The 25,416-nt window shown below is 37.9% G+C and carries 26 protein-coding genes; 7 read left to right on the forward strand and 19 right to left on the reverse strand.

Annotated features, from left to right (window positions below; all coding sequences use genetic code 11):
- Positions 1-42: 42 nt before the first annotated feature.
- From ACTJIV_RS00065 to ACTJIV_RS00075, 3 genes are all read right to left on the reverse strand, one after another.
- A complete protein-coding gene (locus ACTJIV_RS00065) occupies positions 43-1,038 on the reverse strand; it encodes an outer membrane protein assembly factor BamD (RefSeq protein WP_111953649.1) in 996 nt (331 codons plus the stop codon).
- Positions 1,039-1,199: 161 nt separating this feature from the next.
- Positions 1,200-1,823 carry a GyrI-like domain-containing protein gene (locus ACTJIV_RS00070; RefSeq protein ID WP_440624868.1) on the reverse strand — a complete coding sequence of 208 codons (624 nt, stop codon included), beginning with the start codon at positions 1,821-1,823 and terminating at the stop codon, positions 1,200-1,202.
- A 129-nt stretch (positions 1,824-1,952) separates the two neighbouring features.
- Positions 1,953-2,582, reverse strand: a complete 630-nt coding sequence (locus ACTJIV_RS00075; RefSeq protein ID WP_073328854.1) for a TetR/AcrR family transcriptional regulator — start codon at positions 2,580-2,582, stop codon at positions 1,953-1,955.
- 96 nt (positions 2,583-2,678) lie between these two features.
- Between ACTJIV_RS00075 and ACTJIV_RS00080 the strand changes: the two genes are divergently transcribed.
- The 4 genes from ACTJIV_RS00080 to ACTJIV_RS00095 all read left to right on the forward strand — a co-directional run bounded on the left by ACTJIV_RS00080 (position 2,679) and on the right by ACTJIV_RS00095 (position 5,218).
- Positions 2,679-3,305 carry a TatD family hydrolase gene (locus tag ACTJIV_RS00080; protein WP_111953653.1) on the forward strand — a complete coding sequence of 209 codons (627 nt, stop codon included), beginning with the start codon at positions 2,679-2,681 and terminating at the stop codon, positions 3,303-3,305.
- Positions 3,298-4,023, forward strand: a complete 726-nt coding sequence (locus ACTJIV_RS00085; protein ID WP_111953655.1) for a tRNA threonylcarbamoyladenosine dehydratase — start codon at positions 3,298-3,300, stop codon at positions 4,021-4,023. Before ACTJIV_RS00080 ends, ACTJIV_RS00085 begins: the two co-directional genes overlap by 8 nt.
- Complete coding sequence (rnpA, locus tag ACTJIV_RS00090) at positions 4,023-4,400, forward strand: ribonuclease P protein component (RefSeq protein ID WP_223557777.1); 378 nt, start codon at positions 4,023-4,025, stop codon at positions 4,398-4,400. Before ACTJIV_RS00085 ends, rnpA begins: the two co-directional genes overlap by 1 nt.
- 209 nt (positions 4,401-4,609) lie before the next feature.
- Entirely contained in the window at positions 4,610-5,218 is a 609-nt protein-coding gene (locus ACTJIV_RS00095; RefSeq protein WP_336378086.1) for a DUF4126 domain-containing protein, read from the forward strand.
- Positions 5,219-5,277: 59 nt separating this feature from the next.
- On the opposite strand, the gene ACTJIV_RS00100 is transcribed toward ACTJIV_RS00095, so the two are convergent.
- From ACTJIV_RS00100 to ACTJIV_RS00165, 14 genes are all read right to left on the reverse strand, one after another.
- A complete protein-coding gene (locus tag ACTJIV_RS00100) occupies positions 5,278-7,311 on the reverse strand; it encodes a hypothetical protein (RefSeq protein ID WP_440624871.1) in 2,034 nt (677 codons plus the stop codon).
- 1 nt (position 7,312) lies between these two features.
- Entirely contained in the window at positions 7,313-7,834 is a 522-nt protein-coding gene (gene lptE, locus ACTJIV_RS00105; protein ID WP_111953663.1) for an LPS assembly lipoprotein LptE, read from the reverse strand.
- A gap of 153 nt (positions 7,835-7,987) precedes the next feature.
- Positions 7,988-9,274 carry a sigma-54 interaction domain-containing protein gene (locus ACTJIV_RS00110; RefSeq protein WP_223557780.1) on the reverse strand — a complete coding sequence of 429 codons (1,287 nt, stop codon included), beginning with the start codon at positions 9,272-9,274 and terminating at the stop codon, positions 7,988-7,990.
- Between the two features lie 30 nt (positions 9,275-9,304).
- The gene (locus ACTJIV_RS00115) at positions 9,305-10,102 is read right to left on the reverse strand and encodes a hypothetical protein (RefSeq protein WP_440624874.1); all 798 of its coding nucleotides are present in this window, start codon (positions 10,100-10,102) and stop codon (positions 9,305-9,307) included.
- Positions 10,074-10,250 carry a hypothetical protein gene (locus ACTJIV_RS00120; RefSeq protein WP_157963354.1) on the reverse strand — a complete coding sequence of 59 codons (177 nt, stop codon included), beginning with the start codon at positions 10,248-10,250 and terminating at the stop codon, positions 10,074-10,076. Before ACTJIV_RS00120 ends, ACTJIV_RS00115 begins: the two co-directional genes overlap by 29 nt.
- A 200-nt stretch (positions 10,251-10,450) precedes the next feature.
- A complete protein-coding gene (miaB, locus tag ACTJIV_RS00125; RefSeq protein WP_223557783.1) occupies positions 10,451-11,887 on the reverse strand; it encodes a tRNA (N6-isopentenyl adenosine(37)-C2)-methylthiotransferase MiaB in 1,437 nt (478 codons plus the stop codon).
- Between the two features lie 119 nt (positions 11,888-12,006).
- Positions 12,007-12,387, reverse strand: a complete 381-nt coding sequence (locus ACTJIV_RS00130) for an energy transducer TonB (protein WP_440624876.1) — start codon at positions 12,385-12,387, stop codon at positions 12,007-12,009.
- Positions 12,374-12,784 carry a hypothetical protein gene (locus tag ACTJIV_RS00135; RefSeq protein WP_440624878.1) on the reverse strand — a complete coding sequence of 137 codons (411 nt, stop codon included), beginning with the start codon at positions 12,782-12,784 and terminating at the stop codon, positions 12,374-12,376. The genes ACTJIV_RS00130 and ACTJIV_RS00135 overlap by 14 nt, the downstream gene beginning before the upstream one ends.
- A gap of 9 nt (positions 12,785-12,793) precedes the next feature.
- Complete coding sequence (locus ACTJIV_RS00140; RefSeq protein WP_440624880.1) at positions 12,794-13,279, reverse strand: hypothetical protein; 486 nt, start codon at positions 13,277-13,279, stop codon at positions 12,794-12,796.
- Positions 13,280-13,393: 114 nt separating this feature from the next.
- Positions 13,394-14,638: an MFS transporter gene (locus ACTJIV_RS00145; protein ID WP_440624881.1), complete on the reverse strand. Its 1,245-nt coding sequence runs from the start codon at positions 14,636-14,638 to the stop codon at positions 13,394-13,396.
- Positions 14,638-16,371 (reverse strand): thiamine pyrophosphate-dependent enzyme, encoded by a 1,734-nt coding sequence (locus ACTJIV_RS00150; RefSeq protein ID WP_440624882.1) that lies wholly within the window; start codon positions 16,369-16,371, stop codon positions 14,638-14,640. The genes ACTJIV_RS00145 and ACTJIV_RS00150 overlap by 1 nt, the downstream gene beginning before the upstream one ends.
- Before the next feature lie 232 nt (positions 16,372-16,603).
- Positions 16,604-17,803, reverse strand: coding sequence for a diaminopimelate decarboxylase (lysA, locus tag ACTJIV_RS00155; RefSeq protein WP_174772310.1), 1,200 nt, complete (start codon positions 17,801-17,803; stop codon positions 16,604-16,606).
- Between the two features lie 260 nt (positions 17,804-18,063).
- Positions 18,064-19,287 carry a 3'-5' exonuclease gene (locus ACTJIV_RS00160; RefSeq protein WP_223557789.1) on the reverse strand — a complete coding sequence of 408 codons (1,224 nt, stop codon included), beginning with the start codon at positions 19,285-19,287 and terminating at the stop codon, positions 18,064-18,066.
- Between the two features lie 198 nt (positions 19,288-19,485).
- Positions 19,486-21,012 carry a helicase HerA-like domain-containing protein gene (locus ACTJIV_RS00165; RefSeq protein WP_223557790.1) on the reverse strand — a complete coding sequence of 509 codons (1,527 nt, stop codon included), beginning with the start codon at positions 21,010-21,012 and terminating at the stop codon, positions 19,486-19,488.
- A 351-nt stretch (positions 21,013-21,363) separates the two neighbouring features.
- On the opposite strand from ACTJIV_RS00165, the gene ACTJIV_RS00170 reads away from it, so the two are divergent.
- The 3 genes from ACTJIV_RS00170 (at position 21,364) to ACTJIV_RS00180 (ending at position 23,513) form a co-directional block, all read left to right on the forward strand.
- A complete protein-coding gene (locus ACTJIV_RS00170; RefSeq protein ID WP_336378076.1) occupies positions 21,364-22,773 on the forward strand; it encodes an MBL fold metallo-hydrolase in 1,410 nt (469 codons plus the stop codon).
- 1 nt (position 22,774) lies between these two features.
- Positions 22,775-23,152 carry a rhodanese-like domain-containing protein gene (locus tag ACTJIV_RS00175; protein ID WP_440624884.1) on the forward strand — a complete coding sequence of 126 codons (378 nt, stop codon included), beginning with the start codon at positions 22,775-22,777 and terminating at the stop codon, positions 23,150-23,152.
- Positions 23,153-23,213: 61 nt separating this feature from the next.
- Complete coding sequence (locus tag ACTJIV_RS00180; RefSeq protein ID WP_034701246.1) at positions 23,214-23,513, forward strand: thioredoxin family protein; 300 nt, start codon at positions 23,214-23,216, stop codon at positions 23,511-23,513.
- Between the two features lie 121 nt (positions 23,514-23,634).
- On the opposite strand, the gene ACTJIV_RS00185 is transcribed toward ACTJIV_RS00180, so the two are convergent.
- The gene (locus ACTJIV_RS00185) at positions 23,635-24,456 is read right to left on the reverse strand and encodes a hypothetical protein (protein WP_223557793.1); all 822 of its coding nucleotides are present in this window, start codon (positions 24,454-24,456) and stop codon (positions 23,635-23,637) included.
- 123 nt (positions 24,457-24,579) lie between these two features.
- Positions 24,580-25,335, reverse strand: a complete 756-nt coding sequence (locus tag ACTJIV_RS00190; protein ID WP_440624886.1) for a nitrilase family protein — start codon at positions 25,333-25,335, stop codon at positions 24,580-24,582.
- Positions 25,336-25,416 lie beyond the last annotated feature (81 nt).

Raw genomic sequence — 25,416 nt, forward strand, 5'->3', positions numbered from 1 at the left:
TTTGAGAAATTTATTTTATTAATAAGATGGCAAATTTACGAATTATCTTTGGATTTTGAAAGTGGCCGCCGGAGGAGGGGTCTGAAGTGCTGCACTATCCCTCTGGATCTGCATTGCCTTCTTTTCATTGCTGATCTGATCTTTAATCTGCTGCTCAGCTTTAGTTTTTTCTGCCATTTTATCAGCCTCCTTTTTCTGTCTTGCCGTTAATGCTGCAATTCTTGCTTCTGTCTGTTTTTTAACAACAGCAAAGTTTTCTTTTTCTTTTGTCAGTTTCGCTCTAAGGTCTACTGCTGTTTTAGAATATTCCGTATTCGGAAGCTCTTTTTCTACCAGCTTTGTATAAGCAAGGGCACTTTCTATACGCTCATCTTTAAGGTCATATACAGACTTTAAAGCCAGCTCATAGCGTGATTTCATGATATAATCATAAATCTTCGGACGAAGCTTGGTACTTGGAAAATCTTCCAGGACGTTTTCAAAAGCAACGTTAGCAGCTTTGTACTCACCCATTTTGAAGTACTGTCTGGCATTTTCATATGCCTTGAATTCTAATTTATAAGACAGCTCGTCAATCAGCTGACTGATATTTTTAGATCTTTCAGAGTTTGGATAATTGGTCAGGAAATCCTGAAGCTCATTGATTGCGGTTTCTGTAGTGGACTGGTCCAGGTTATAATCCATAGAACCTTCGTAGTAGCATAATGCAGACATATACGCTGCTTCTTCTGCTCTTGGATCTTTAGGGAAGTTGACCGCAAAGTTTTTAAACTGATGCCCCGCCAGCTTATAGCTTTTGTCATAATAATTCGCATAAGCAGTATTAAAACCTACATTAGGAAAATCATCTGTTCCTGCTACGAGGTTAGTAAGCCTGTCATATAGTGCCAATGCATTCTTCCACTTCTTTTTGGCAAAGTTATCATTAGCTGCCTTTAAGATAAAATTCTTGTCAGCACTCTTCATTGCTTTTTCCTGCTGGCTTACGCATGAGGAAATCACTGCCACTGCAAAAAGACCTAAAATATATTTTTTCATATAAAAAATTCAACAGTTTTCGGATGATACAGCCGATTTACTAATTTGCAAAAATATAACTTTTTTGTCAATAGATTTTTTTTTATGAATATTTAACGTATTTTAGTTTACAATAGATGCTGAATTATCAATTGCAATAAAATATCCAAACACATTTTAGGCTATTTTACCGGTTCTCTTAAAATCGTCCTTAACTTTTCAGGGGCTGTTTTCCTAAAATCAGAGAGGTAAATTTCGTGGTGTAAACCATTCCTGGAAAGACGGTTATTATCCATAAAAACACTGATTTTTTTCAAAGATTCAGGCTCCGTAGAAAACGGCCCCAAATGCATTATCTGAACTGAACGTCCTTCCTCTAATGTGAACCATTCAACAGCCGTGGCTTTTTGTATTTTCTTTTCACCGGATACTTTGTCTATTGCGTTTACGAGATCTTCAGGCTTAACAAATTCAGGCATACGAATCATTAAGCGGTACTCCCATTCGCTTCTGGGAACTTCAACCGGACTGCTATCAATCGTTTTTCCTGCATATTTTTTTTCATCGAACCACCAAAGTCCTTCTAACTTTGACACCACAAAATCTTCATTTTTTTCTTTATATGTGAATTTTAAGGTATAAGCAATGGAATACAATGCTTCAATGTTTTTTTTAAAAGGTTCTCCGGAAGGATCTCCTTTGCCGCAAATTGAAATAAAAGATGCTTTTTCAATCTGTACTAGCTGTGGCTGAGCTTTAGCTGTAAAATACGTTTTGTATTTTTTAGCAAGATCTAATTTTTCCATATTAATTATTTTAATTTGTTAAAAATATTCGGTGTGTTTTCCGATCTAATTAATATGCAAAGTATATTTTTCCCGCTAATAGATTCTTATATTTATAATCATTTAACGCATTTTAAGTGTGCACCTATTTTAATCCGCGGCATATCCTAAAATAGCAAAAACACTGACTAAAAGATTCATTCTTACTTTTTTTTCTGCTTCTTTGGTATAAGCCTCTTCATTTTTACTCGGCACATACAGCTCATAGAAATTTTTGTTCCTGATGACAAATAATGTAGACCCAATGATCATGGTAAGAATATCTTCAGGCTTTGGTGTGAAAGTAAACACGCCTGACGCAACCCCTTTTTTGATAACATCATCCAGCTTTTTCACAAACAGCTGATAGAAATCCAATAGCTCATCTTTTAAGTTTTCGGTATGTCTGAGCTCCTGTGTCACAAACCCGTGGAAATAATTGTATTTGAATAGTTGCGAAACAATGTACTTAATGATCTCCCTGAGCTGCATTTCGGGTTTGCCATCCTTAATGGTATCTGCAAATTCTGAAAAATTCTCTCTGGTCTTCAATACGCGGTATTGATAGAGATAGGACATCATTTTTTCTTTGGAACCGAAGTAATAGGAAATCATGGCCACATTAATGTTGGCCTTGGAACAGATATCCCTTACAGAGGTTCCTTCATATCCCTTTTTGGCGATAAGCTCTTCGGCAATGTCCAAAATATGGATCTGTTTTTCTGTAAATTTTTTTCTCATGAAGTGCACTTTGAGTAAAGTTAAGAAATTTTTAACAAAATTATAAACGTTCGTTTAATAATTTTAAATTAATTCTGGATAGTTGTACTTTTGTGAATGGATTTTTTTGATTTTCACCATCATAAGAAGAATAACCTGAATGGGATCTACAATATAGATTTTGGGACAGTTCCTCCGGATTCCCCTTATTCTATAGGTATACATCCTAAAGATATTGTTGTAGATTCTATGAAGGAACAGTTCAGCTGGCTGGAATCCAATATTTCAGAAAACTGTCTGGCTATCGGTGAATGCGGACTGGACTCTATTGTACCGATACCCCAGAATATCCAGGAGAAGGTTTTCCAGAGACAGATTATTATTTCAAACGAGGTGAAAAAACCTCTGATTATTCACTGTGTAAGAAAGTTTTATGAGGTCATTTCTTTTAAAAAGAAGGCTGAACAGGCGGTTATCATTCACGGTTTTAATAAAAAGCAACGGATAGCGGAAGACCTTCTGAAAAATAATTTTTATTTGAGTTTTGGAAAAGCTGTTTTGTATCATCTATCTTTGCAGGATATTGTAAGAAACACTCCTTTAGACAGATTGTTTTTAGAAACTGATAATGAAGATTTTAACATAGAGGAGTTATATTCAAAAGTTTCGGAATTAAAGGGTATTTCTCTCGAAAAACTGAATGAACATATTGTAGAAAATTTAGACACGATAAAGAATGGATAAGTATTGGCTGGAGAGAACAGAGCTCCTGATCAAAGAAGAAGGGCTGGAGAAACTTAATAAAGCAAATGTACTGGTAATAGGCTTAGGAGGCGTGGGCTCTTTTGCCGCAGAATTTTTAGCCAGAGCGGGTGTAGGGAATATGACTATTGTAGACGGCGATACGGTGGACATCACCAACGTCAACAGACAGCTTCCGGCATTGCATTCTACAGTGGGGAAACATAAAGTGGAGGTTGTTGCTGAAAGGCTTCTTGACATCAATCCGAAAATTAATTTAATCAAGATCAATGAATTCCTGAATCCGGAAAGAATGGATGAAGTCATTGATTCTGATAAGTTTAACTATATTTTGGACTGTATCGACAGTGTTACTCCAAAACTATGCTTAATAAAAGCAGCCAAAAGAAGAAAAATAAAACTGATCAGCTCTATGGGAGCCGGTGGAAAAACAGATCCCAGCAAAGTAATGGTAAGAGATATCAGCAAAACACAGAACTGTTTTCTTGCCAGACAGATCAGAAAAAGACTTAAAAAGGAAAAGATCAATAAGGGTTTCAGATGTGTATTCTCGAATGAGCTTCAGCAGGAAGAAAGTTTGAAAATGACGGACGGAGCCAATTACAAAAGGTCTTTCTATGGCACTATCAGCTATATCCCTGCCATCTTCGGATTGTATGCAGCAGCTGAGGTGATTAATTATCTAGTGAAACAAGATTAATGCAGAACTTTAAATACTCCAGGGAAGAAAAGCTCAAAAAAAATACTGAGATTGCTTTACTTTTTGACAAAGGTAAATGGAGAAGCTGCGGAAATCTGAGGGTCATCATTCTGAAGGACAGGCCCAATCTGGAGGTGGAAAGCCATAAGTTCGGGGTATCTGTTTCTAAAAGATATTTCAAAAAGGCTGTATACAGGAATCGGGTAAAAAGACTTTTGCGGGAGTGTTATCGTCTGAACAAGAATCTGTTTAAAGAGGCTTTCGGAGAAAAAACATTGGCTATGATGTTTTGGGTTTCCCCAGAAATGCCTGCTAAGTTTCAGGAAGTGGAAGAGCAGTTCATCAAGCTTTGTCATATGCAGAAGAAGCCTCAATGATATAGCAATATAACAGTGTAGTAATTTCCCAATGCAATCATCTTGTGTAAACTCTTGTAAAGTCTGAAGGTGTGTTTAGCTACAGATGGCACAGATTTTCACAGATGATTCCGGAAAGTTGTTGTTATAAAATCTACAAGTATTTATTTTTTACAAAACCTTGCATAGTTTTTGTAATTTTAGGGGAAACAATAAATCTGAAAATTAAAATGTTAGATCATGTTCCCTATTTTTCCTACATACTCAGTGCCTTCATTGGTATAGGATTGGCAGCCGCTACGGGCTTCAGAGTTTTTCTGCCGATGTTTGCGGTAAGTCTTGCCTCTTATTTTCACTGGATCCCGATGAATGAGCATTTTGAATGGCTTTCGGGGCTTCCGGCACTTATTACTACCGGAATTGCAACAATCGCTGAAATTTTAACCTATTATATTCCGTTTGTGGATCATCTGCTGGATACGGTCTCGGTTCCTTTGGCTACTGTGGCGGGCTCTGTTTTATTTGCCAGCCAGTTTGCCGATCTTGGAACTTTTCCACAATGGGCACTTGCATTAATTGCCGGGGGCGGAACAGCTGCTACGATCAGTTCCGGTTTCGCAGGAATCCGGGCAGCTTCTACTGCGACAACGGGCGGCCTGGGAAATTCCGTAGTGGGAACTACTGAAACTGCAGGAGCCGGAATCATGTCTATACTGGCGATGGCTGCACCGATTATTGCTGCTGTTTTTGCACTTATCATGATTATTCTTGTTATTATCTTTGGACGGAAAGCCCTGCGGAAACTGCGTGGCAGTAAAAACGCCACTGATAGTATATAAAAAAATAAGGCTTGACACTTTTCTGTGATCAGCCTTTTTAGTATCTTTTTTAAGCCTATTTAGCTTTTACTTCTGAAATCTTTTATTTCCTTGATTTTAGATTGGAAATATTCCTTTTTTTCCGGGTTTTTATTGATCAGAATTTCAAATGCCTTGATGGCTTTCGTATAGAGTTTCTGCTCGAAATAAAGGTTGGCAAGTGTCTCTGTCATCAAATGAGAAATGTCATCATTCTTTTCTTTGACAACGTAAGTACTCTCGTCTCTTAACTGACTTATTTTAGGATTATTTTCAATGAAAGCTTCAATTACCTTTTCCTGAACCGGAGTTTTTTCCTTTTGAGAAACCTCCTCTTCTGTTCTGCCGATCTTAAGCCAGCTCTGCCATGTATTGATAAATCCAGGCACATTGCTGTCGGCCTGTGTTTGGCCCTCTGCTTTGCCCTGATGAACAGGCTCTTCTTCTTTTGCTGCTTTTTCTACTGCCAGACTCGAAATATCGGTCCCAAAGAAAGATACATTCATAACTGGTGCTTCTTCTTTTGGCATTTTTGTTTCGATCATTGCTTCTGAATTTTCAACTTCTTCATTTTTCTCTTCTACAATTTCAGGTATTTCTTCTTCAGCAACAGAAAGTTTTTCATCTGAGACTGTTTCAGAATCTTTTTGAGGTTCTTCAACCGTTTGTGGAACAATTCTTTCTTGTTTATCTTCTATTACCGGGATTTTCTCCTCTTTTGGGGTTTCTGCCTTAGCCGCAGGAAGTGCACTGGCATGGCTGATCATGGAATCGGGCAGATTGGACTCAAGACTCATAGGCTTCCACACAAAAGCTTGTTCTACCGCAGTTTCAATTTCTTCTACTTTTTCCCGAATCTCTACAGGCTCTTCATGCTGAATTGGCTGTTCGATTATATCTTCTTTTAGTTGCGTAGCAGGTTCTTCGGCTTTTGGTTCTTCTTTTTCTGTGGACCAGAAATGAAAGCTCTGCGTTTCAGCAAAACTGATCTCATGATCAGCAGTTTCCGGCTCTTCATTTTCAACCTTTGATACCGCCTGTACTTCTTTCATTTTTTTCTCTACTTCTTCAATAAGGCGTCTCATTTCTTCCTCATGCTTATTTACATTCGGCTTAGGAATTTCAGCAGTTACAGCTTCGTTATCTGTGTTTCCTTGGATTTTAACATCCGGCAGAAATTCATCCATCCCGTGGAAACTGATCTCAGCATGAGGCTCATTTACATGGGCATCTTCATTTGTAATTTCCGGGTCCGGCGCTGTTTCAGCAGTCACGGGCTCTTCAATAGCTTCATTTGTCTCAGTCTGTTCAGCTGATGGCTCTGTTTCCGGTGTCAGAGTTTCTACTTCATGGAAGCTTAGTGCATCATCTGTCTGTATTTTCAGCTCTTCTGAGGGGCTGTCAATTTTATTTTCCTCAACAATTAATTCAGGAGTGAATTCTACTCCGGCTTCTGAGTTTTCAGGCTGATCGTTTTTATTTGCGGCCGGCTCGGTTATAATTTTTTCGTTAAGATGTTCTGTTACCGGTTCAGTTTTTTGCGTAACTATTACTCCTGATTCCAGCGTAGATTCAAGATCTATTATTTCAGAATGCACTTCGTCCAGGAAGTTTTCTTCTCCTTCAAATAGAATTCTGTTTCTTTCCCCATTAACATGAATATGCTTAACTTCCTTTGCAGGCGGAATCATACCTGTTGCCTCTTCATATTTGTTTTCCCTTTTTTCGGGAGACTCGTCTCTTTTTATCGGGAATGTTTTCTCTTTATAAGAATATTTTACTGGTTTTTCCAGAATTTTAGAAGCATATCTATCTTCTACAGTTTCCGGTTTCGGTTCACGTTGGATTTTACCGTTGATCAGCTGGTAAAGAAGTTTCTTATCTGTGGTATAAGCGGCGGTCGTGGAAAGTTCTTTCTGATAGTTTTCTTTATCGTAAAGATGTACCCCAAACAAATGAAGCGCCCTGATGTTCTGAACATAGGGAAAAGCATGTATTTCTTCTTTCAAAAGAGCTAGATCTTCTGACTGTATATTTTTGGGACTCTTTAATAGTTCTAAAACTCTGGGATTCATCTTACCAATTGGCTACAATATCGTTAAATATCTTATTAATAATTCTATCTGTTACAAGTTTTACCTGGGAAGTTTCTATCTGGCTCTGGCTCAGGTCGCTGTTGTAAACCACTTCATCCGAATAGGTTCTGTCAAAACTGGAATCCGGATGTATTTTATTTTCGTAATGCACTTTTACACTGATGGTCAGCTTGTTCTGTGCCTGCTGTACAACGCCTCCCGAAGGGTTTGTCAGTGTATTGGAGCTGATCGTAGTCGGCGAAAAATTATAGTCTGAAATTTCACCTTCTATCAGAATGTCAGGATTTGATTTTGTTCCTTTTAATGTGGTTCTCTGCAGAAATCTGTTCTGGATATCTGTAGAAAACTGCTGGGAAAGGGTAGGATTCACCAGCGCTGCATTATTCGGAAATTCATTGATCTGGACGGTTTTTTCGTCTGTCAATGATGATCCTGTAAAAGAGTAACACTGCTGAAACAGCGAAAGAATTACAAACCCAAATATTATTTTTAATTTACTCATACCTTTTTTATTTCTCTAATACATCTTTACAGACTACATCCTCATACAGATCCCCAAAGGTATGGAAAACAGTATTCTTATCCCGCATGCAATAATTATAAGCTAGGAAATGCTTTCTACGGGGGGTGAGTAGCTCCAAATTCTTCATCTCCGTTAGTCTTCTAAGTTATATTGTTTTATTTTTCTGTATAAAGTTCTTTGTGAAATACCAAGCTCGTCTGCCGCCCTGTTCCTGCGTCCCTTATGCTTATCCAATGCTTTGATAATCAAATCTTTTTCATTATTCTGAAGAGATAAGGATTCAGGTCTGTTTTCTTCTATTTCTATATCTTCAATATCTTCATAGCTGTCGTCAGCATTTGAAATGATGGTAGGTGCAGACTGTACTCCCGGTGATTTGTCCTCGAAATACAGCAGTGAATTTTGGCTCACCGGCTGTGTCTGCTCTGCAGAATAGATCCTGTTGATCAGATTTTTCTCCTGATTGCTGAGATCAGCGGTTCCTCTGTTTTTGATCAGTTCTGAGGTAAGTGATTTTAAGTCGTTGATATCACTTCTCATGTCAAAGAGAATTTTGTACATAATTTCTCTTTCACTTCCGAAATCATTCTGCTTTTGGGCATTCTGATTATTCACGACCATCGGCAAATGGGTTTCCATAGGGATATATTCAGCCAGTTTTTCAACTGTTACCTGTCTGTTTCTTTCCACTACGGTCATCTGCTCTACCAGGTTTCTCAGCTGGCGGATATTTCCCGGAAAGCTATAATTTTCAATATAATGAACGGCACTTGGCTCAAGTTCCAGTTCCGGCATTCTGTATTTTTCTGCAAAGTCTATAGAGAATTTTCTGAATAGCAAGTGAATGTCTCCTTTTCTTTCCCGTAAAGGCGGCATGTCGATCTGCACAGTATTCAGACGGTAAAATAAGTCTTCACGGAATCTTCCGTCGTGAATAGCCTTCATCATATTCACGTTGGTAGCTGCCACAATTCTCACATTGGTTTTCTGAACCTGAGAGGAACCCACTTTCATGAATTCACCGCTTTCCAGCACCCTCAAAAGACGGACCTGGGTCTGCAGGGGAAGCTCTCCTACCTCATCAAGGAAGATGGTTCCGCCATCTGCTACCTCAAAATATCCTTTTCTGGTTGCTGTAGCTCCAGTAAATGCTCCTTTTTCGTGGCCAAATAACTCAGAATCAATGGTCCCTTCCGGAATTGCTCCACAATTGACCACAATATAGGGCTGATGCTTTCTTTTGGATTCTGAATGAATGATTTTCGGGATAAATTCTTTTCCAACACCACTTTCTCCAATGACCAGGACGGAAATGTCCGTAGGCGCAACCTGGATTGCTTTTTCTAAAGCGCGGTTCAGTGCCGGGAAGTTCCCGATAATTCCAAAGCGGTTTTTTATGTTTTGTAAGTCGTTGCTCATAAGTAAATTTTTGATTATTGATTTAATAATCTACAGCTCCTTGATCTGTTTTCTGTAGATTTTGTTGAAGTGATGAGTGTAGACATCTTTCATGGTCTTTCCTTCATCATAAGTCATTAATGCTAACTTTTTTAAATCCAAATAATCTTTGTTCCTGATTTTAGAAACTTTACTTTTAAAGTATATATTCTCAGCAAAGTTGTTTTCTTTGCTTTGTTTTTCAAAATTCTCTAAGGCATTGTCATATCTGCCAAGCTCAAAATAGGTTACCCCCAACTGGTAGTGGTCGTACATCCCTTTAAAGTACCCTTTGGAAGCCAAAAGGTTTTCAATGATCCCGACCGCTTTTTCTTTCTGTCCTAAAGCACTGTAAGACAAGGATTTCACCACCTCTAAATGATAGTCTCCGTTTAAAGATCTTCCCAGATCCTCAGGATAATATTTTTTTAATTCTTCTAAATCCCGGATTACCCCTTTATAATCCCGCAAAAACTGGAATTTGTACCAGCCTCTGTACCCTAAATGCATTTTAGGATCTGCAGCAACAGCTTTATCAATAAGTATTTTCCAGGTTACAAAATCCCCGTTTTTAAGGTAGGGAACGGCTTTCTCCATATAGGAACTGGAGAAATCGGGGCAGAGCCCAATCGCTTTATCAAAGGCTTCCTGGTATTCCCTGCTTCCTTGCCTGTCTGAAGCCCAGTTGTATAGTTCACAAGCTTTTTTGCAGTCCTCACCCTCTACTGCATTACAGTTGACCTGCGCAATAGTATTGGTGTAAACGATAAGTAACAAAAAGCTAAGGTAATACCTCTGAAACTTTTCCATTTTCAATTTTATAGGTTAAATACTGATAATAGCCTGCTTTAAAACCTTTTTTCTCTTTTGGCATCCAGCCGTCCAGCGATTTCGTAAACCGCAGCAGTCTGTCTTCCAATTCTTTATCCGGACCTGTTTCTTTAAGATCTGTATTCATCTGCTGAACCCTGACAGTCCTGTTTTTCCTTCACAATTTACTAAAAATCTTACGGTAATATAACCGTTCATCTTAGTTTCGGAAGATATTTTTTCTTTTTTGCAGTTTTTCTATAGTGGCCAGTTTCTCTTCTTTATAGTCAAACCCCTTTGTCCCCTGGTCATATTGAAGACTGCCAGTTTTTCAGGAAAACTTTAAAATTACTCCGCTGTTCTTCCTAAAAGTGTGCCCTGTGTATTGCCATAGACAAAAACGTCCACAATGTCACCTATTTTCTGGCCTTCAAGCATATCAAAAACACAGACTGCATTCTGTGAGTTTCTTCCCTTCCACTGGTTTTTATTTTTTCTGGATATCCCTTCGATGAGGACCTGATGATGTCTTCCTACATAAGATTCCATTCTTTTTCTGGATAATTCTCCCTGAAGGGCAATAACCTCAGCCAGACGCTTTTGTTTGACGTCAGCAGGAATATTGTCTTCCATTTTTTTATGGGCAGGCGTTCCCGGTCTTTCGGAATAAGCAAACATATAACCATAGTCATACTCCACTTCTTTCATCAGGCTTAAGGTATCCTGGTGATCCTGTTCTGTTTCATTGCAGAAACCGATAATCATATCCTGTGAAAAAGCAATATCAGGAACAATTTCCTTCGCTTTTTTAATTAAATCCAAATATTCTTCACGGGTATGCTGCCTGTTCATAGCCAGAAGCATATTGTTACTGCCGCTCTGTACAGGAAGGTGAACATATTTACAGATATTATCATGTTTTGCAATCATTCTGAACACTTCAAGGCTCATGTCCTGAGGATTTGAAGTAGAGAACCGGATTCTCATTTCAGGTACAGCTTTAGCTACTAAATCAAGCAGTTGTGCAAAATTAACAGCCGTAGCTTTCTGCATTTCGGAAGCTTTAACGAAATCTTTTTTCGGGCCTCCTCCGTACCATAAGTATGAGTCTACGTTTTGCCCTAAAAGGGTGATCTCTTTGTATCCGTTATTTAAAAGGTCTTTACATTCTTTAATGATGGAATGCGGATCGCGGCTTCTTTCTCTACCTCTGGTAAAAGGAACTACACAGAAGGTACACATATTATCGCAACCTCTGGTGATGGTTACAAAAGCTGTAACCCCGTTTCCGCCTAAGCGTACAGGGTTGATATCTGCATAGGTCTCTTCTTTTGAAAGGATTACGTTGATGGCGTCTCTTCCGTCCTCTGTTTCTTTCAGAAGGTTGGGAAGATCCCTGTAGGCATCAGGCCCTACCACAAGGTCTACCAGCTGCTCTTCTTCCAAAAATTTGGTTTTTAATCTTTCTGCCATGCATCCCAAAACTCCTACCGTCATATTAGGTTTCTCTTTCTTCAGGTTTTTGAACTGTGAAAGACGCATTCTTACGGTTTGCTCCGCTTTTTCCCGGATGGAGCATGTATTTAAAAGGATAAGGTCTGCTTCTTCTACTTTCAGGGTTGTATTGTACCCCTGCTCATTAAGAATAGATGCAACAATTTCAGAATCAGAAAAGTTCATCTGACAGCCATAGCTTTCTAAAAAGAGCTTTTTAGAATTCTCAGGTCTTTCAGCGATAGCAAAAGCTTCTCCCTGTTTTGTTTCGTCTATATATTTTTCCTGCACAATAATCGTTTTAAAAGTTCAATGCTCAGCATTTAAATTTCAAAGCATCGTGATGAATTTTAAATCCCAAACAAATTAGTCTGCAAAGATACAAAATATTGTGACAGAATGGCAGGGGATTATTTCGGAGGATTAAAGTTTAACGGAAGGGTATAAAAAGATTCAACCGGCTCTCCATATCTCTTTGCAGGTGTCCATTTTTTCTTTCTCATCCTTTTGATTCCGTCTATGATCCTTTGGTCAAATTCATCATTTCCGGAAGACTCCTGCAGCTTTATATTTTCCATTTTTCCTTCTTTGCTCACGGAGAAATTTACTACGAGCTTAAAGGGCTGCGTCCAGACGAAACCACTGAGATCGATTTGTTTAGCCACTTCTGCTCTGAAACTGTTCATTCCTCCCGGCATAGCTTCTTTCGAAGAATTTTGCACAGCTTCCTGTCCTGATAACTTCAGGGAAAATATAACCAATAATGCAAACAGCATTCTAATCATGGTCATATGCATTGGTACTGAAATTAACCTTGATGATCATTTTAGAATCAACAGGAGTATCACCATACATGGCCGGCGTCCATTTTCCTTTGATCTTCTTCATAGCATATTTTACATCATCAATAAACATTTCACTGTTTTTGATCTTCGGGACAACGTCAAGCTTGTTCATTTTACCTTCCGGTGAAATATTGATTAAAAAAGTTATTTTACCATTGATGGCGTAGCTTTGGGTATCAACATAAGCGTAAAGCATATCCATAAATTGTTTCCGGAAAGCTTCATCACCACCGGAGAATTTAGCTTTCTGGGTATATGAAGCTACTTCTACCGGGGACGTATTTTGAGAAAAGCTTTTAATTCCGATACATAGTAAAAGTAATAATAAAAGGTATTTTTTCATCTGAGTAGTTTATAAATCTGTAGCGATTGAAGAGAAATGCATTTTAATTTTGATCTGTGAAGCAACAGGCTGACCGCTACACGAAGCAGGAATCCAGTTCTTTTTGATTCTTCTTACTACATATTTCATATCATCAAAAAAGTAAGTGCTGTTGGCTACTTTAGGAGTTCCTTCAATATGGGTCACTTTTCCGGTCTGATCAACGGTGAGAGTAAATGTAAAATCTCCGTTCAGGACATAAAAATCTGAATTCAGGTAATCGTACATAAATTTTTGCAAGGTTTCTTTATAAACCGTTACACCGCCTTCAAAGGCTGCCGGCTTGAAATCGTTACAGTTTTTCACCACCACCTGTAAAAGAGGTTCTTTGATATCTATTTTTAGAAGATTTTTATTGATTTCCGTAATCGGGTTATCATCCCTTTCTTCAACATCCTGTTGGGCAAATGTAAAGTTTGCCACAAGAAGAGCCATCACTAATGTAAAAATTTTCATAAACTGTTCATGAGTTATTAAATTGCTTTAACAAATTTACTTATTTAAACGCTTTCCAAGAAAGAAAAACTTCAGGGCTGCACCTGAAGTTTTCCATAAACTATTGAAATTCATTTAAGCGTTTAAAGTCTGTAACTGTGCTTTACTTCCTGTTTCTTTTAACAAGAGTGAAATCAAAACTGCAAGAACAATCCCTGCAATCCAGAATAACAGGGAAGACTGAAAATGCATTTCTCCTGAAGAATCCTCTAAACTTTTCCCAAACCATCTGCTGAATACCGGACTCACCAAGGTAGTTACTCCAAAGGTGATGAAATTAATTGCTCCGGTTGCACTTCCTTTTACATAATCAGGATTTGCTTCTTTAATGATAGAATACGGGATCATGGCAGCCCCGGAACCAAGGCCAAAAATAAACATGCTTATTTTGGCCGGATACAATTCCGGAAGATACAGCAGCTGCAGAAAACTGAAGATCATCAGGATTGCTCCTCCGATTAAAACAGGTTTCCTTCTTCCGATTTTATCTGTAATAAAACCTAAAAGCGGACACCCGAATACCCATCCGAAAGCAACCATTGCACTGGTAATGGCAGCATCATGAAACATAAAGCCTTTATCTTTTTCGAAGAATGCAACACCCCATGTCATTGCAAATATGGTGGTAGGAGCAAATAGTAACCCTGAAATAATGCCACAGAGCCAGGATTGGGGATTTTTAAAGACAATTTTATATGGCTCTAGATATCCAACTTTTTTAACAGCATCGCCAGGCTGTACTTCAGATTGTTTTTCACCGGGAATTACCAAGAACAGGCAAAATGCTGTAATAACTGTAATAATACCCGACCAAAGCCAGAAGGTGTCTATATTTACCCCTTCTTCTACCCACGGCCCCACGATAAACTGTCCCGCCGTCCCGCCGAGCATTCCGATACATTGTGTAAATCCAACAGCCGTTGCCAAAGATTTGGAAGAGAATCCTTTACTTGCAAGATAAACACAGCCAGGAAATGCAAAAGCACATCCTGCTCCCTGCAACAGCCTTCCAGCCACGCCACCAGAATAGGAAGAAGCTAAAAACAGCAAACAGCCTATCCCCAGGATTAAAGCGCCTGCAAAAAGTGACTTTTTGCCGCCAAATTTATCCAAAGCCATCCCCGCGATGAGGCTGCAGGTAGAGTAAGTATAGTAATACGTTCCGATCAGACTGACAAGCTTCAGTTCTGTTGTACTGAAATTATTGACCAGTTCCGGAATCATGACTGCCGGTGCAGACCTGACCACATAATCCAGAAAATAAAACACCAGCCCGAATAACCACGCGATTATATAAAACTTTTTTAAGGAAGCATTCATTACAGCAGTCCTTTAATATGTTTATAATTGGATTTCACAGTTTCCAGAACCTCTTCCATCTTACCGCCAAGCATCAGCTGGGCCATAGATTTTGTCATTCCCACGACCTGATCAAAGTCTATTTTCGGGGGAAGAGCCAGTGCATTTGGATTGGTAAATATATTAAGAAGATAAGGCCCGTTATAAGCAAGACATTCTTTAATGGCATCTTCTACCTCTTCAGGTTTATGAACATTCTTTCCGGGATATCCCATAGCCTGTGCTACCATTGCAAAATCCGGATTAATCATATCGGTTTCATTATCCGGCATTCCTCCTACTTCCATTTCCAGCTTTACCATTCCCAGGGTTCTGTTATTGAAAACGATCAGTTTTACCGGGAGCTTATACTGAAATATGGTTGCCATATCTCCCAAGAGCATTGAAATTCCTCCGTCTCCGCACATAGCGATCACTTCTCTGTCGGGGTGAGCCAAAGAGGCACCTATAGCCATCGGCATAGCATTCGCCATTGATCCATGGTTGAAGGAGCCCAACATTTTTCTTTCGCCTGTTCCTGTAATAAACCTTGCTCCCCACACGCAGCACATGCCTGTGTCTACTGTGAAAATGGCATCTTTTTTAGCCAACCGGTCTAAAGTATGTGCAACATATTCAGGCTGTATGGCGTTTTCTTTTCCAAAGTCTTTCACGTAAGCAAACTGAGTTTCTTTTACTTTTTCATAAAATGCCAATTGTTCATTAAGGAAATGAGCATCTGTTTTTTCTTGCAGCAACGGCAGCAGGGCTTTAATAGTTTCTTTTACATCTCCTGCCAGACCTAGTTCCAGTTTTGCTCTTCTTCCCAATCTTTCAGGACTTTCATCGATCTGGACAATTTTGTTTTTTACAGGCATGAATTTTTGGTACGGGAAATCGGTTCCTAAAAGAATAACAAGATCTGCTTCGTGCATCGCATGATAGGCTGACGGAAATCCCAGTAGCCCTGTAAGCCCCACTTCATTAGGGTTATTAGGCTGAATGGCCATTTTTCCACGGAAAGAATAGCCTACCGGAGCTTTTAGAAACTTCGATAGTTCTACAACCTCAGCATTCGCTTCTCCTGCTCCAATTCCACAATAAAGGGTAACTTTTTTGCTTTCATTAACCAAGGTAGCCAGCTGTTCTAATTCTTCATCGGAAGGTCTTATTACGGGATGGGTCCTGAATATCTGGGCAGACGTAGGCCCTTCTTCGGCATCAAGTTCCGACACATCTCCCGGAAGCCCGATTACTGCCACACCTTTTTTTGAGATGGCATGCTGAATGGCGGTCTGAAGCGTTCTCTGTACCTGCTCCGGTCTTGTGATCATCTGGTTGTAGTGACTGCAATCATCAAACAGCTTTATAGTATTTGTTTCCTGGAAATAATCCATTCCCATTTCATCACTTGGGATCGTGGAAGCGATGACAAGCATGGGAACGTGGGATTTATGTGCCTCATAAACTCCATTGATCAGATGAACGTGTCCCGGACCACAGCTCCCTGCACATACTGCAAACCCATCAAGCTCTGCTTCTGCCGCGGCCGCATATGCACCTACTTCTTCATGCCTTACATGAATCCATTCAATACTGCTTTTTTTAACAGCAATATTAAGATGATTAAGGCTATCGCCGGTTACTGCATAAATTCTTTTCACATTGGCATTTTCGAGCATTTCAACAATCTGCTCTGCTATGTTTTTAGCCATAATTAGTATTTTTTGGTGTTTATTTTAGTTAAGGAATCCCGAAAGGATCGTGAATGGGAAGTGTTTAAAATTCTTACCTCTCTCAAATTTAGCTAATAAATTATAATTTCTATTCCTAAAAAGTATTAAAATTTCAACACATTAAAGCTCTTTTGATTACAGTAAAATGCTTTAAAACAAACAAAAAAACTCTGCAGTAATCTGCAGAGCTTCTATAAGTTTATATTTGATTTTAAATTACTTCTATCTGGTTTCTCAACAGGTCTTCAAATTCATCTCTTTTACGGATCAGATGTGCTTTTCCGTCTAAGAATAAGACTTCTGCCGGTTTTAATCTTGAATTAAAGTTTGAGCTCATTTCAAAACCGTACGCTCCGGCATTATAGAAAACAAGAATATCACCTTCTCTTACTTCATTCAGTTTTCTGTCCCAGGCAAAAGTATCGGTTTCGCAGATGTTCCCTACTACCGTATAGATTCTTTCCGCTCCTTTTGGATTTGAAAGGTTCTCGATTTTATGGTAAGAGTCATAGAACATCGGACGGATCAGGTGATTAAACCCTGAATTCACTCCTACAAATACAGTAGCCGTGGTTTGCTTGATCACATTAGCTTTTACCAAAAGATATCCGCTTTTTCCTACTAAGAATTTTCCGGGCTCAAACCATAGTTCAAACTTTCTTCCTGTAGATTTTGTGAACTCGGACAATACTTTTTCTACTTTTTTACCTAAGGTTTTCACATCTGTTTCTTCTTCGCTGTCCTGGTAAGGAATTTTGAACCCGCTTCCCATATCCAGATATTTAAGGTTAGGGAAATGCTCGGAAAGTTCCAGCATAATGTCTAATGCCTGCAGGAAAACATCCGGATCTTTAATCTCGCTTCCTGTGTGCATGTGAAGACCCTCCACATTAAGGTTGGTGCTCTTCATCACTCTTTCGATATGGCGAACCTGGTGAATAGAAATCCCGAACTTGCTGTCGATGTGTCCTGTTGAAATTTTGTAGTTTCCTCCTGCAAAAATATGTGGGTTGATTCTTACAAGGATCGGATAAGAGTTTCCAAATTTATTCCCGAACTGCTCAAGAATAGAGATATTATCAATATTAATGTGAACACCCAGCTTCATTGCGTCTTCAATTTCGGCAAGGTCTACACAGTTTGGCGTGAAAAGGATCTTTTCTTTAGTGAATCCGGCCTTCAGCCCAAGTTTTACTTCATTTATTGATACACAATCCAAAGATGCGCCCAGATTCTTAACATACTTTAAGATGTTGATATTGGTCAACGCCTTGGCAGCATAAAAGAACTTCGTGTGTTTTAAGAAAGAAGATGTAAGCTTCTCGTATTGGGTTTTAATAGATTCAGCATCGTAAACATACACTGGCGTGCCATATTCATTGGCAATCTGTAGCAAATCTTTTGAATTCATAATTTGATTTTAACATAAAAAAAGGCAGATTCTTCCAAAAGAGCCTGCCACATTAATTATTTTTATGCAAGACAACTCTTTTAAATATTCCAAACCTTAGAGAACTTTACAGCCCCCTTTTTTCCAGTTTTAATTTGTTTAAAATTTTGCATTGCTTCTTTTTTATTTTTGCAAAAGTACTATTTATTTTTTATTTCAAGGAAATTCATTTGAAAAGCATTTTTTTCCTGACAAAAACTTGTAAAGTATTAATTCTTCTATTATTTTGGCAATGGCAACGTCTCAAAATCACCACGAAGCAGGGCAAGCTGGAGATCATTATGGAGATCTGTAGAAGATAGAGGCAGGTCTATTTTCAGTTTTGAAAGCTTACTGAGGGTTTGTATCTGTGTAAACAGTTCATAAAAGCCATACGAAACTACCCTGCCGTTTTCAATAATCAGAAACAGTTTCTCACCCAGTTTTCTTCCCTGACCGAGCCAAAGTTCATTTCTTTTTCTGAAATCTATCTTTTTGAGGAAAACATTGACATCATTAAATTCTTCCTGCAAGCCAATAAACTGAACCGCTTTTGTTCCCTGGGTAAATGATCTGAATTTCAGGATAGGCCTTTCCGTTTTATTCAGTTTATTTTTTTCAACTATGTACTTATTATTCCTAAAGTAAAGTCCGAACGGACATACTTCTCTTTTTTTGATATTTTTGGAATTAAGGATCAGTTTTGCAATAATATCTGTTCCTGTAAGCTCATAATTAATCTGTTCAACATCTTTCTGAATCTGTTCCCATTTTTTAGACTTGGAATTGAAGACTTTTTTTGAAAACTTATTGATATCCTGAACGTAATCTGATAGCATGATTTTTCCGGCTTCGTTCTGGAAATAGACAAAACCTTTTTCGTTGGGAAGATCCTGAGTCAGAACTTTGATCTTATTAATATATGTTTTTGCATTGGTCTCGTCATGTTGCTTCTGGATGATCTCATTTTCAGTGTCTTTTGATATTAAAAGCTTGAACAGCTCCAGCGTTGCCCTTGCATCTCCTTCAGCCCTGTGATGGTTCGTCAATGGAATACCGAGCGATTTCACCAGCTTACCCAATGAATAACTTACTTCATCGGGAATCATTTTTTTTGCCAAAGGAATGGTATCTAAGGTATTGGTCTGAAAGTCATAACCAAGTCTTTTGAAAGACTGGCGCAGCATTCTGTAATCAAAATCAATATTATGGCCTACCAAAGTCGTATTTTCAGTAATCTCAATGATTCTTTTAGCTATTTCATGGAATTTTGGAGCCGTTTTCACCATTTTAGGCGTAATGTTTGTCAGTTTCTGCACAAACGGGGTAATATCACTTTCGGGATTGACAAGAGATATAAACTGGTCCGTAATCTTCTGACCATCATACCTGTAGATGGCTATGTCTATAATGCATTCATGTCTATAACCTGCACCATTACTTTCTATATCTATAATTGAATACATTGAGTTGTAGTTATACTGCTATTTTTAAATTAAATATTTACCCGTAAAGGTAATCCTGCTAAAATAACAAAAAATATGTCAAAAAAAGTAAACCGCACCTTGAGGCCACTCATAAAACAGCTTCAGGACAACCAATTTAACACCATAAAACTGATGTTCTTTTTCATAACAAATCAGTTTATCAACTTATTTTAAATACTATCTCCTTCTTCCGCCAAGCCCGAACATTCCCAGCAAAGCTTTTGCTCCTTCCCGCATCAAAGTACTGGTAAAAGTCCTTCCGGCCTTGCTTTGAAGTACTTGTTCAAACATTCCCGGTTCTTCTTTTACAGGTTTTGTCTTCTGAGTCGGCGCTGAGTTTTGAGCTGCCTGCTCCATTCTGTTGGTCAATATTTCGTAAGCAGATTCTTTATCCACAGGTTGTTCATATTTAGCGACCAAAGAAGAATTTCCAGTCAGTTCTGAAATTTCAGCGTCATTCAGAACATCCATTCTTGATTCCGGAGAAATCAGATAAGTATGAACAAGAGGTGTCGGGATTCCTTTTTCATCCAAAGCCGTTATAAAAGCCTCTCCGATCCCAAGATTCTGAATCAGATTCGATGCATTATAAAATTCTGTCGTTGGGTAATTTTCGACAGCTTTGGTAATTTCTTTTTTATCTTTTGCGGTAAAACCTCTCAGGGCATGCTGTATTTTCAGTCCAAGCTGTGACAAAATATTTTCAGGAACATCACCTGGAATCTGCGTGATAAAATAGATTCCGACACCTTTAGAACGGATCAGCTTGACCATTGTTTCGATCTGTGAAAGCAAAGTTTTTGAAGATTCATCAAAAATAAGGTGAGCTTCATCTATGAAAAGGACAAGTTTAGGTTTTCCGCTGTCTCCTTCTTCAGGGAAAGTCATATAAATTTCGGCAAAGAGCGAAAGCATAAAGGTAGAAAACAATTGTGGCTTATTCTGAATTTCCGACACCCTTAAAATATTCACGACTCCCTTTCCATCTCTGGTTTCAAGAAGGTCATGAACATCAAAGCTTAATTCGCCAAAGAAATTAGCTGCGCCCTGCTGTTCCAGCGCAACAATAGATCTTAAAATTGCTCCTAAAGAAGCCGGAGCTATAGAGCCGTAGTTAGCCGCCAGTTCAGCTTTTCCCTGAGCATTATCCGTTACATACTGCAAGACTTTTTTTAAGTCATTGAGATCAATTAACGGAAGCCCTTTATCATCACTGTATTTAAAAACAATAGACATAATACTCTGCTGAGTATCATTAAGCTCCAGGATCTTACTTAATAAAATTGGGCCAAATTCTGTAACAGTAGCTCTTAATTTCACTCCTTTTCCTCCTGATATGCTCATCAGTTCTACCGGAAAGGCCTGCGGATTATAAGGAAGCTGTGTTTTAGCATATCTCTCCTCAATTACAGGATTCATTTGCCCCGCTTCAGCTATTCCTGAAAAATCTCCTTTAATATCCAAAACCAAAGAAGGAATTCCTGCATGGGAAAGCTGTTCAGCAAATACCTGAAGCGTTTTCGTTTTACCCGTTCCTGTTGCTCCCGCAATAAGACCGTGACGGTTAATGGTTTTCAAAGGAATTGTAACGTTAACTTCCGGTACTACTTCTCCGTCCAGCATTCCTTTTCCTAATATAATGTGTTCTCCTTTCGGAGTGTATTTTGCATTTAGTTCTTCAATAAATTGTGTTTTATCTGCCATCTGATCTTTTTTAACTGATAAATATAAAATATTTTATAAAATATTCGGTCATTAAAATAATATTAATGATCTATTCAGCAGAGGTCTTTCTCTCCATCTTTTATAAATTTCAAAAATTGGTTAAAAAAAGGTGCAAGTAATAGCATTACATAATTATTTCTATTTTTCAGACATGATAAAAAACAGTTGTGTCAAATAGCGATTCTTCACTTCCGGCTTTTCATTTGAAAACAAAGGGTTTTATATCTACCAGCCTATGAATATTGAAAGAAACTATCGTCTGAATTTAACAATTCATTCACATTTCATCTAATACTTTGTATCTTTATCTAAAATTTAAAAAAGATCCCAATGAAAATTGAACAAATATATACGGGCTGTCTGGCTCAGGGTGCCTATTATATTGTATCAGAGAATGAAGCTGCGATTATTGATCCTCTAAGAGAGGTTAAACCTTATCTGGATCGCCTTGACAAAGATAATGTTACTTTAAAATACATTTTCGAAACCCATTTCCATGCGGATTTTGTTTCAGGACATTTGGATCTAAGCAAAAAAACAGGAGCTCCTATTGTATACGGACCTACTGCCCAACCTGCATTTGAAGCGATCATTGCTGAAGACAACCAGATTTTTGAAATCGGAAAAATAAAAATAAAAGCATTGCATACTCCGGGACATACAATGGAGAGTACAACCTACCTTTTAATTGACGAAAATGGCACTGAGACTGCTATTTTTACTGGAGACACTTTATTTTTAGGTGATGTTGGAAGACCCGACCTGGCACAAAAAGCAACTAATCTTACCCAGGAGGATCTTGCAGGCATTCTTTATGAAAGCCTTCAGACTAAAATTTTACCTTTGAACGACAGCATTACGGTATATCCTGCACATGGAGCCGGGTCAGCATGTGGAAAGAATATGCAGAAGGAAACGGTAGATATTTTAGGAAATCAGAAAAAGACGAATTACGCCCTTAATCAGCCGGACAAAGAATCTTTTATCAGAGAAGTCCTTGACGGTCTTACTGCTCCTCCGAAATACTTCGGAATGAACGTCGCTATGAATAAAGGCGGATATGAAAGTCTGGATGTAGTGATGAACAAAGGATTAAATCCTGTTACTGCAGAAGATTTTGAAGCATTGGCAGAAGAAACCGGAGCTTTGATTTTAGACACAAGAAGCCCTGCAGAATTCCATAAAGGATTCATTCCGAATTCGATCAACATTGGCCTTAAGGGAGATTTTGCCCCTTGGGTAGGAAATATGATCGTAGATGTAAAACACCCAATTCTGCTTGTAAGTGATGAAGGTACTGAAGAAGAAGTAATCACAAGATTAAGCAGGGTAGGTTTTGATAATGTTTTAGGGTACCTGGACGGAAGCTTCAACACCTGGAAAAATGCAGGTAAAGAAATTGATGAGGTCAAAAGAATTTCTCCTGCAGAATTTGCAGAACAGTTCACTGAAAATGCCAAAATTATTGACGTAAGAAAATTAAGTGAGTATTCTGCTGAACATGTTGACAACGCATTTAACAAGCCATTGGATATCATCAGCGACTGGGTAAAAACCATTGATGATTCTGAACATTTCTTCCTTCACTGTGCCGGCGGATACAGAAGCATGATTGCAGCAAGCATACTTAACTCACACGGAATCAGAAATTTTACTGAAATAGAAGGTGGCTTCAACGGCATCAAAAAGATAGAAAAATTGCCTACAACAGATTTTGTTTGCCAATCAAAAACATTGTAAGATGATAAAAGGAAAGGTTGCAGGATACTTCATTGCTATTATTCTAACGTTAACAAGTTGTAAAACAACAAGTACCAGCCTCACACAAAAGGTTGACATCAGAGAAATGGTCAACAGCCCTGATGTTACTTTAGTCGATGTAAGAATTCCTGAACAATATGAAGCAGGAACTGCAAAAGGCGCAATCAATATTCCACTAGCTGAAATACAGAACAATATGGATTCGCTTAAAGGCAAGAAAGTGGTTGTTTTCTGCAACAAAGGCATTCAGGCCGATCAGGCTATGGAAATCTTAAAGAAAAATGGGGTGGAAGCTTATGATGGTACAAGCTTGCAAAATGTAAAAGCAATTCAGGACGAGAAACAGTCCGGAAAATAAAAATGTCATACATTAAGATTTATTTACTGAATCTTAATGGTTTAAATAAAAAACCAAAACTATGTCACAAAAGTTTCAAGAAATCATTAATTCGGAAAGACCTGTACTTATTGACTTTTTTGCCACATGGTGCCAGCCATGCAAAGTACAGTCATCAGTGTTAAATACCGTAAAGGAAAATATAGGTGAAGGAGCAAGAATCATCAAAGTAGATGTAGACCAATATCCTGCTCTTGCTGCACAATATGGTGTACGTGGAGTCCCGACTCTGGCAGTCTTTAAAAACGGAGAACTCTTATGGAAAGAAAGCGGCGTACATGATGTGAATACACTCACGGAACTGCTTAAACAATATTCTTAAACTGTGATTTTTCACAGTTTTTTTTATTTTTATATTTCATAGATTTACACAGATAATTGAGAATAGAATCCGTTTCGATTCGTAAAATACCTGGGATTTTTATAACGAATTACCAGTATATTTACGGGCAATTCTTCTCATACTCTTTTATGATTCCAATGTAAATTTCAGCCTGCCTGTTTTGTATTTTATCTCCAACGATATAAAATAATTTTTTGGCTTGCACTCTATCCTTTTTTACTTCTTGTAAAGTAGTTTTATAAATTTCCTGATATTCTTTTTGTAAAGTTTTATCCAAATGCTTTTCCTGCATCATTTCTTTCTCAAAAGAATTTAAATACTGATTAAATGAACTACAATCTCCGCCAATTGCTCTGAAAGCATCAACGATATTTTCAATGGATGATCCCATCTTAGAATTGAACTGACTCTTTTGTTTTACTGCCAAAACCGTGTAAGGTTCACCACTTTTTTGGATATAAAAGTTTGAATGAGTATAATAGCATGCATTCAATCCCATACACTCAAATACATTTGAACTGTATAATTTAATTTTACCGTCATAGAGTAAGTATTCGAACGTTTCGGCTGTATCATTTGAAAGATCTCCTTTCTTATTTACCGTTTTTACTTTAATTTTTTCCTGAATTTGAGAAATTTCATCACCATTATAATAAATAATCTTTCTTACATCTTTAGAGTTTATTTCTTTCGTCTTCTCACCTGCCTGTGTTGTATATTGAAATGCAGATATTCTGTTGTGGACTATTATTTGTCCCACATTAATAGTTTTAGTAACTGCGTTCACAGAGTTTGCTTTAAATGAAGATCCATCTTCCAATTGAAATTCAGCAATATCATTTTCTTGATTACGTGTATTTTCCTGCGCGTTCATCACCAAATTCAAAACACAGAAGACAACAAACAGTAGTTTTTTATTCATATATTATTCTTTCTAATTATATATTTAAAATTAAAAAAAATTACAATATACTTTTGAGAAAATAAAAAACATTTCAAAACATTCAATAAAAATCAAAAAATATTAAAAATCTTAACTTTCGAATTATTTAATTTTGATCTCAAAATTATCTCTGTCATTCAAAAACTGGAAATGCTGCCTGAAATCTTTCAGTTCCTCCATATTCAGTTCTGCAGAAATGATATTTCCATTCTTTTGTGAAATTTCTCTCCCATCTGCAAAAAAACAATGTGAGCTTTCCTGGTAAAAAAGACCATTCCCATCTGTCCCGATTCTGTTTAACCCAAAAACAAAAGACAGGTTTTCTATTGCCCTGGCTTTCAGAAGGTGTTCCCAGGCTCCCACTCTTTTTTCCGGCCAGTTGGCTACGTATAGAACAGCATCATAATCATCATTATTTCTTGCAAAAACCGGGAAACGGAGATCGTAGCAGACCTGCAATAAAATCCTGAAGCCTTTATAATTTACAATAACTCTTTTATCTCCGGGCGTATACACTTTATCTTCTCCCGAGAAAGAAAACAGGTGCCTTTTATCATAGAAAACGGTTTCAGAATCAGGCTGTACGAAGTACATTCTGTTATAAAATTTACCATTTTCTTCTACCGGAGCGCTCCCGCAAATAGCTACATTTTTTTCTTTTGAGATTTTTTTCAGAAATTCCAGGGATTCTTCATTTCTATCCGAAACCTCAGCAGCATCCATACAGAAACCGGTGGAAAACATTTCCGGAAGCAGGAAAATATCAGCTTTCTGGTCTTTAAGCTGTTCTCCGATCAGTTGAAAATTTCTGTCTTTATCTTTCCAGACAATATCTAAATTAAGTCCTGCAATTCTCATAAACTTTGTTAAATAACTTCAATAAAAATACGATTTTCCGTTGATTTCGGTTCTATTTTTGATGAGGATATTTTCATTATT

The organism is Chryseobacterium sp. 22532, assembly GCF_052044665.1.
GTDB classification, from domain to species: domain Bacteria; phylum Bacteroidota; class Bacteroidia; order Flavobacteriales; family Weeksellaceae; genus Chryseobacterium; species Chryseobacterium lathyri.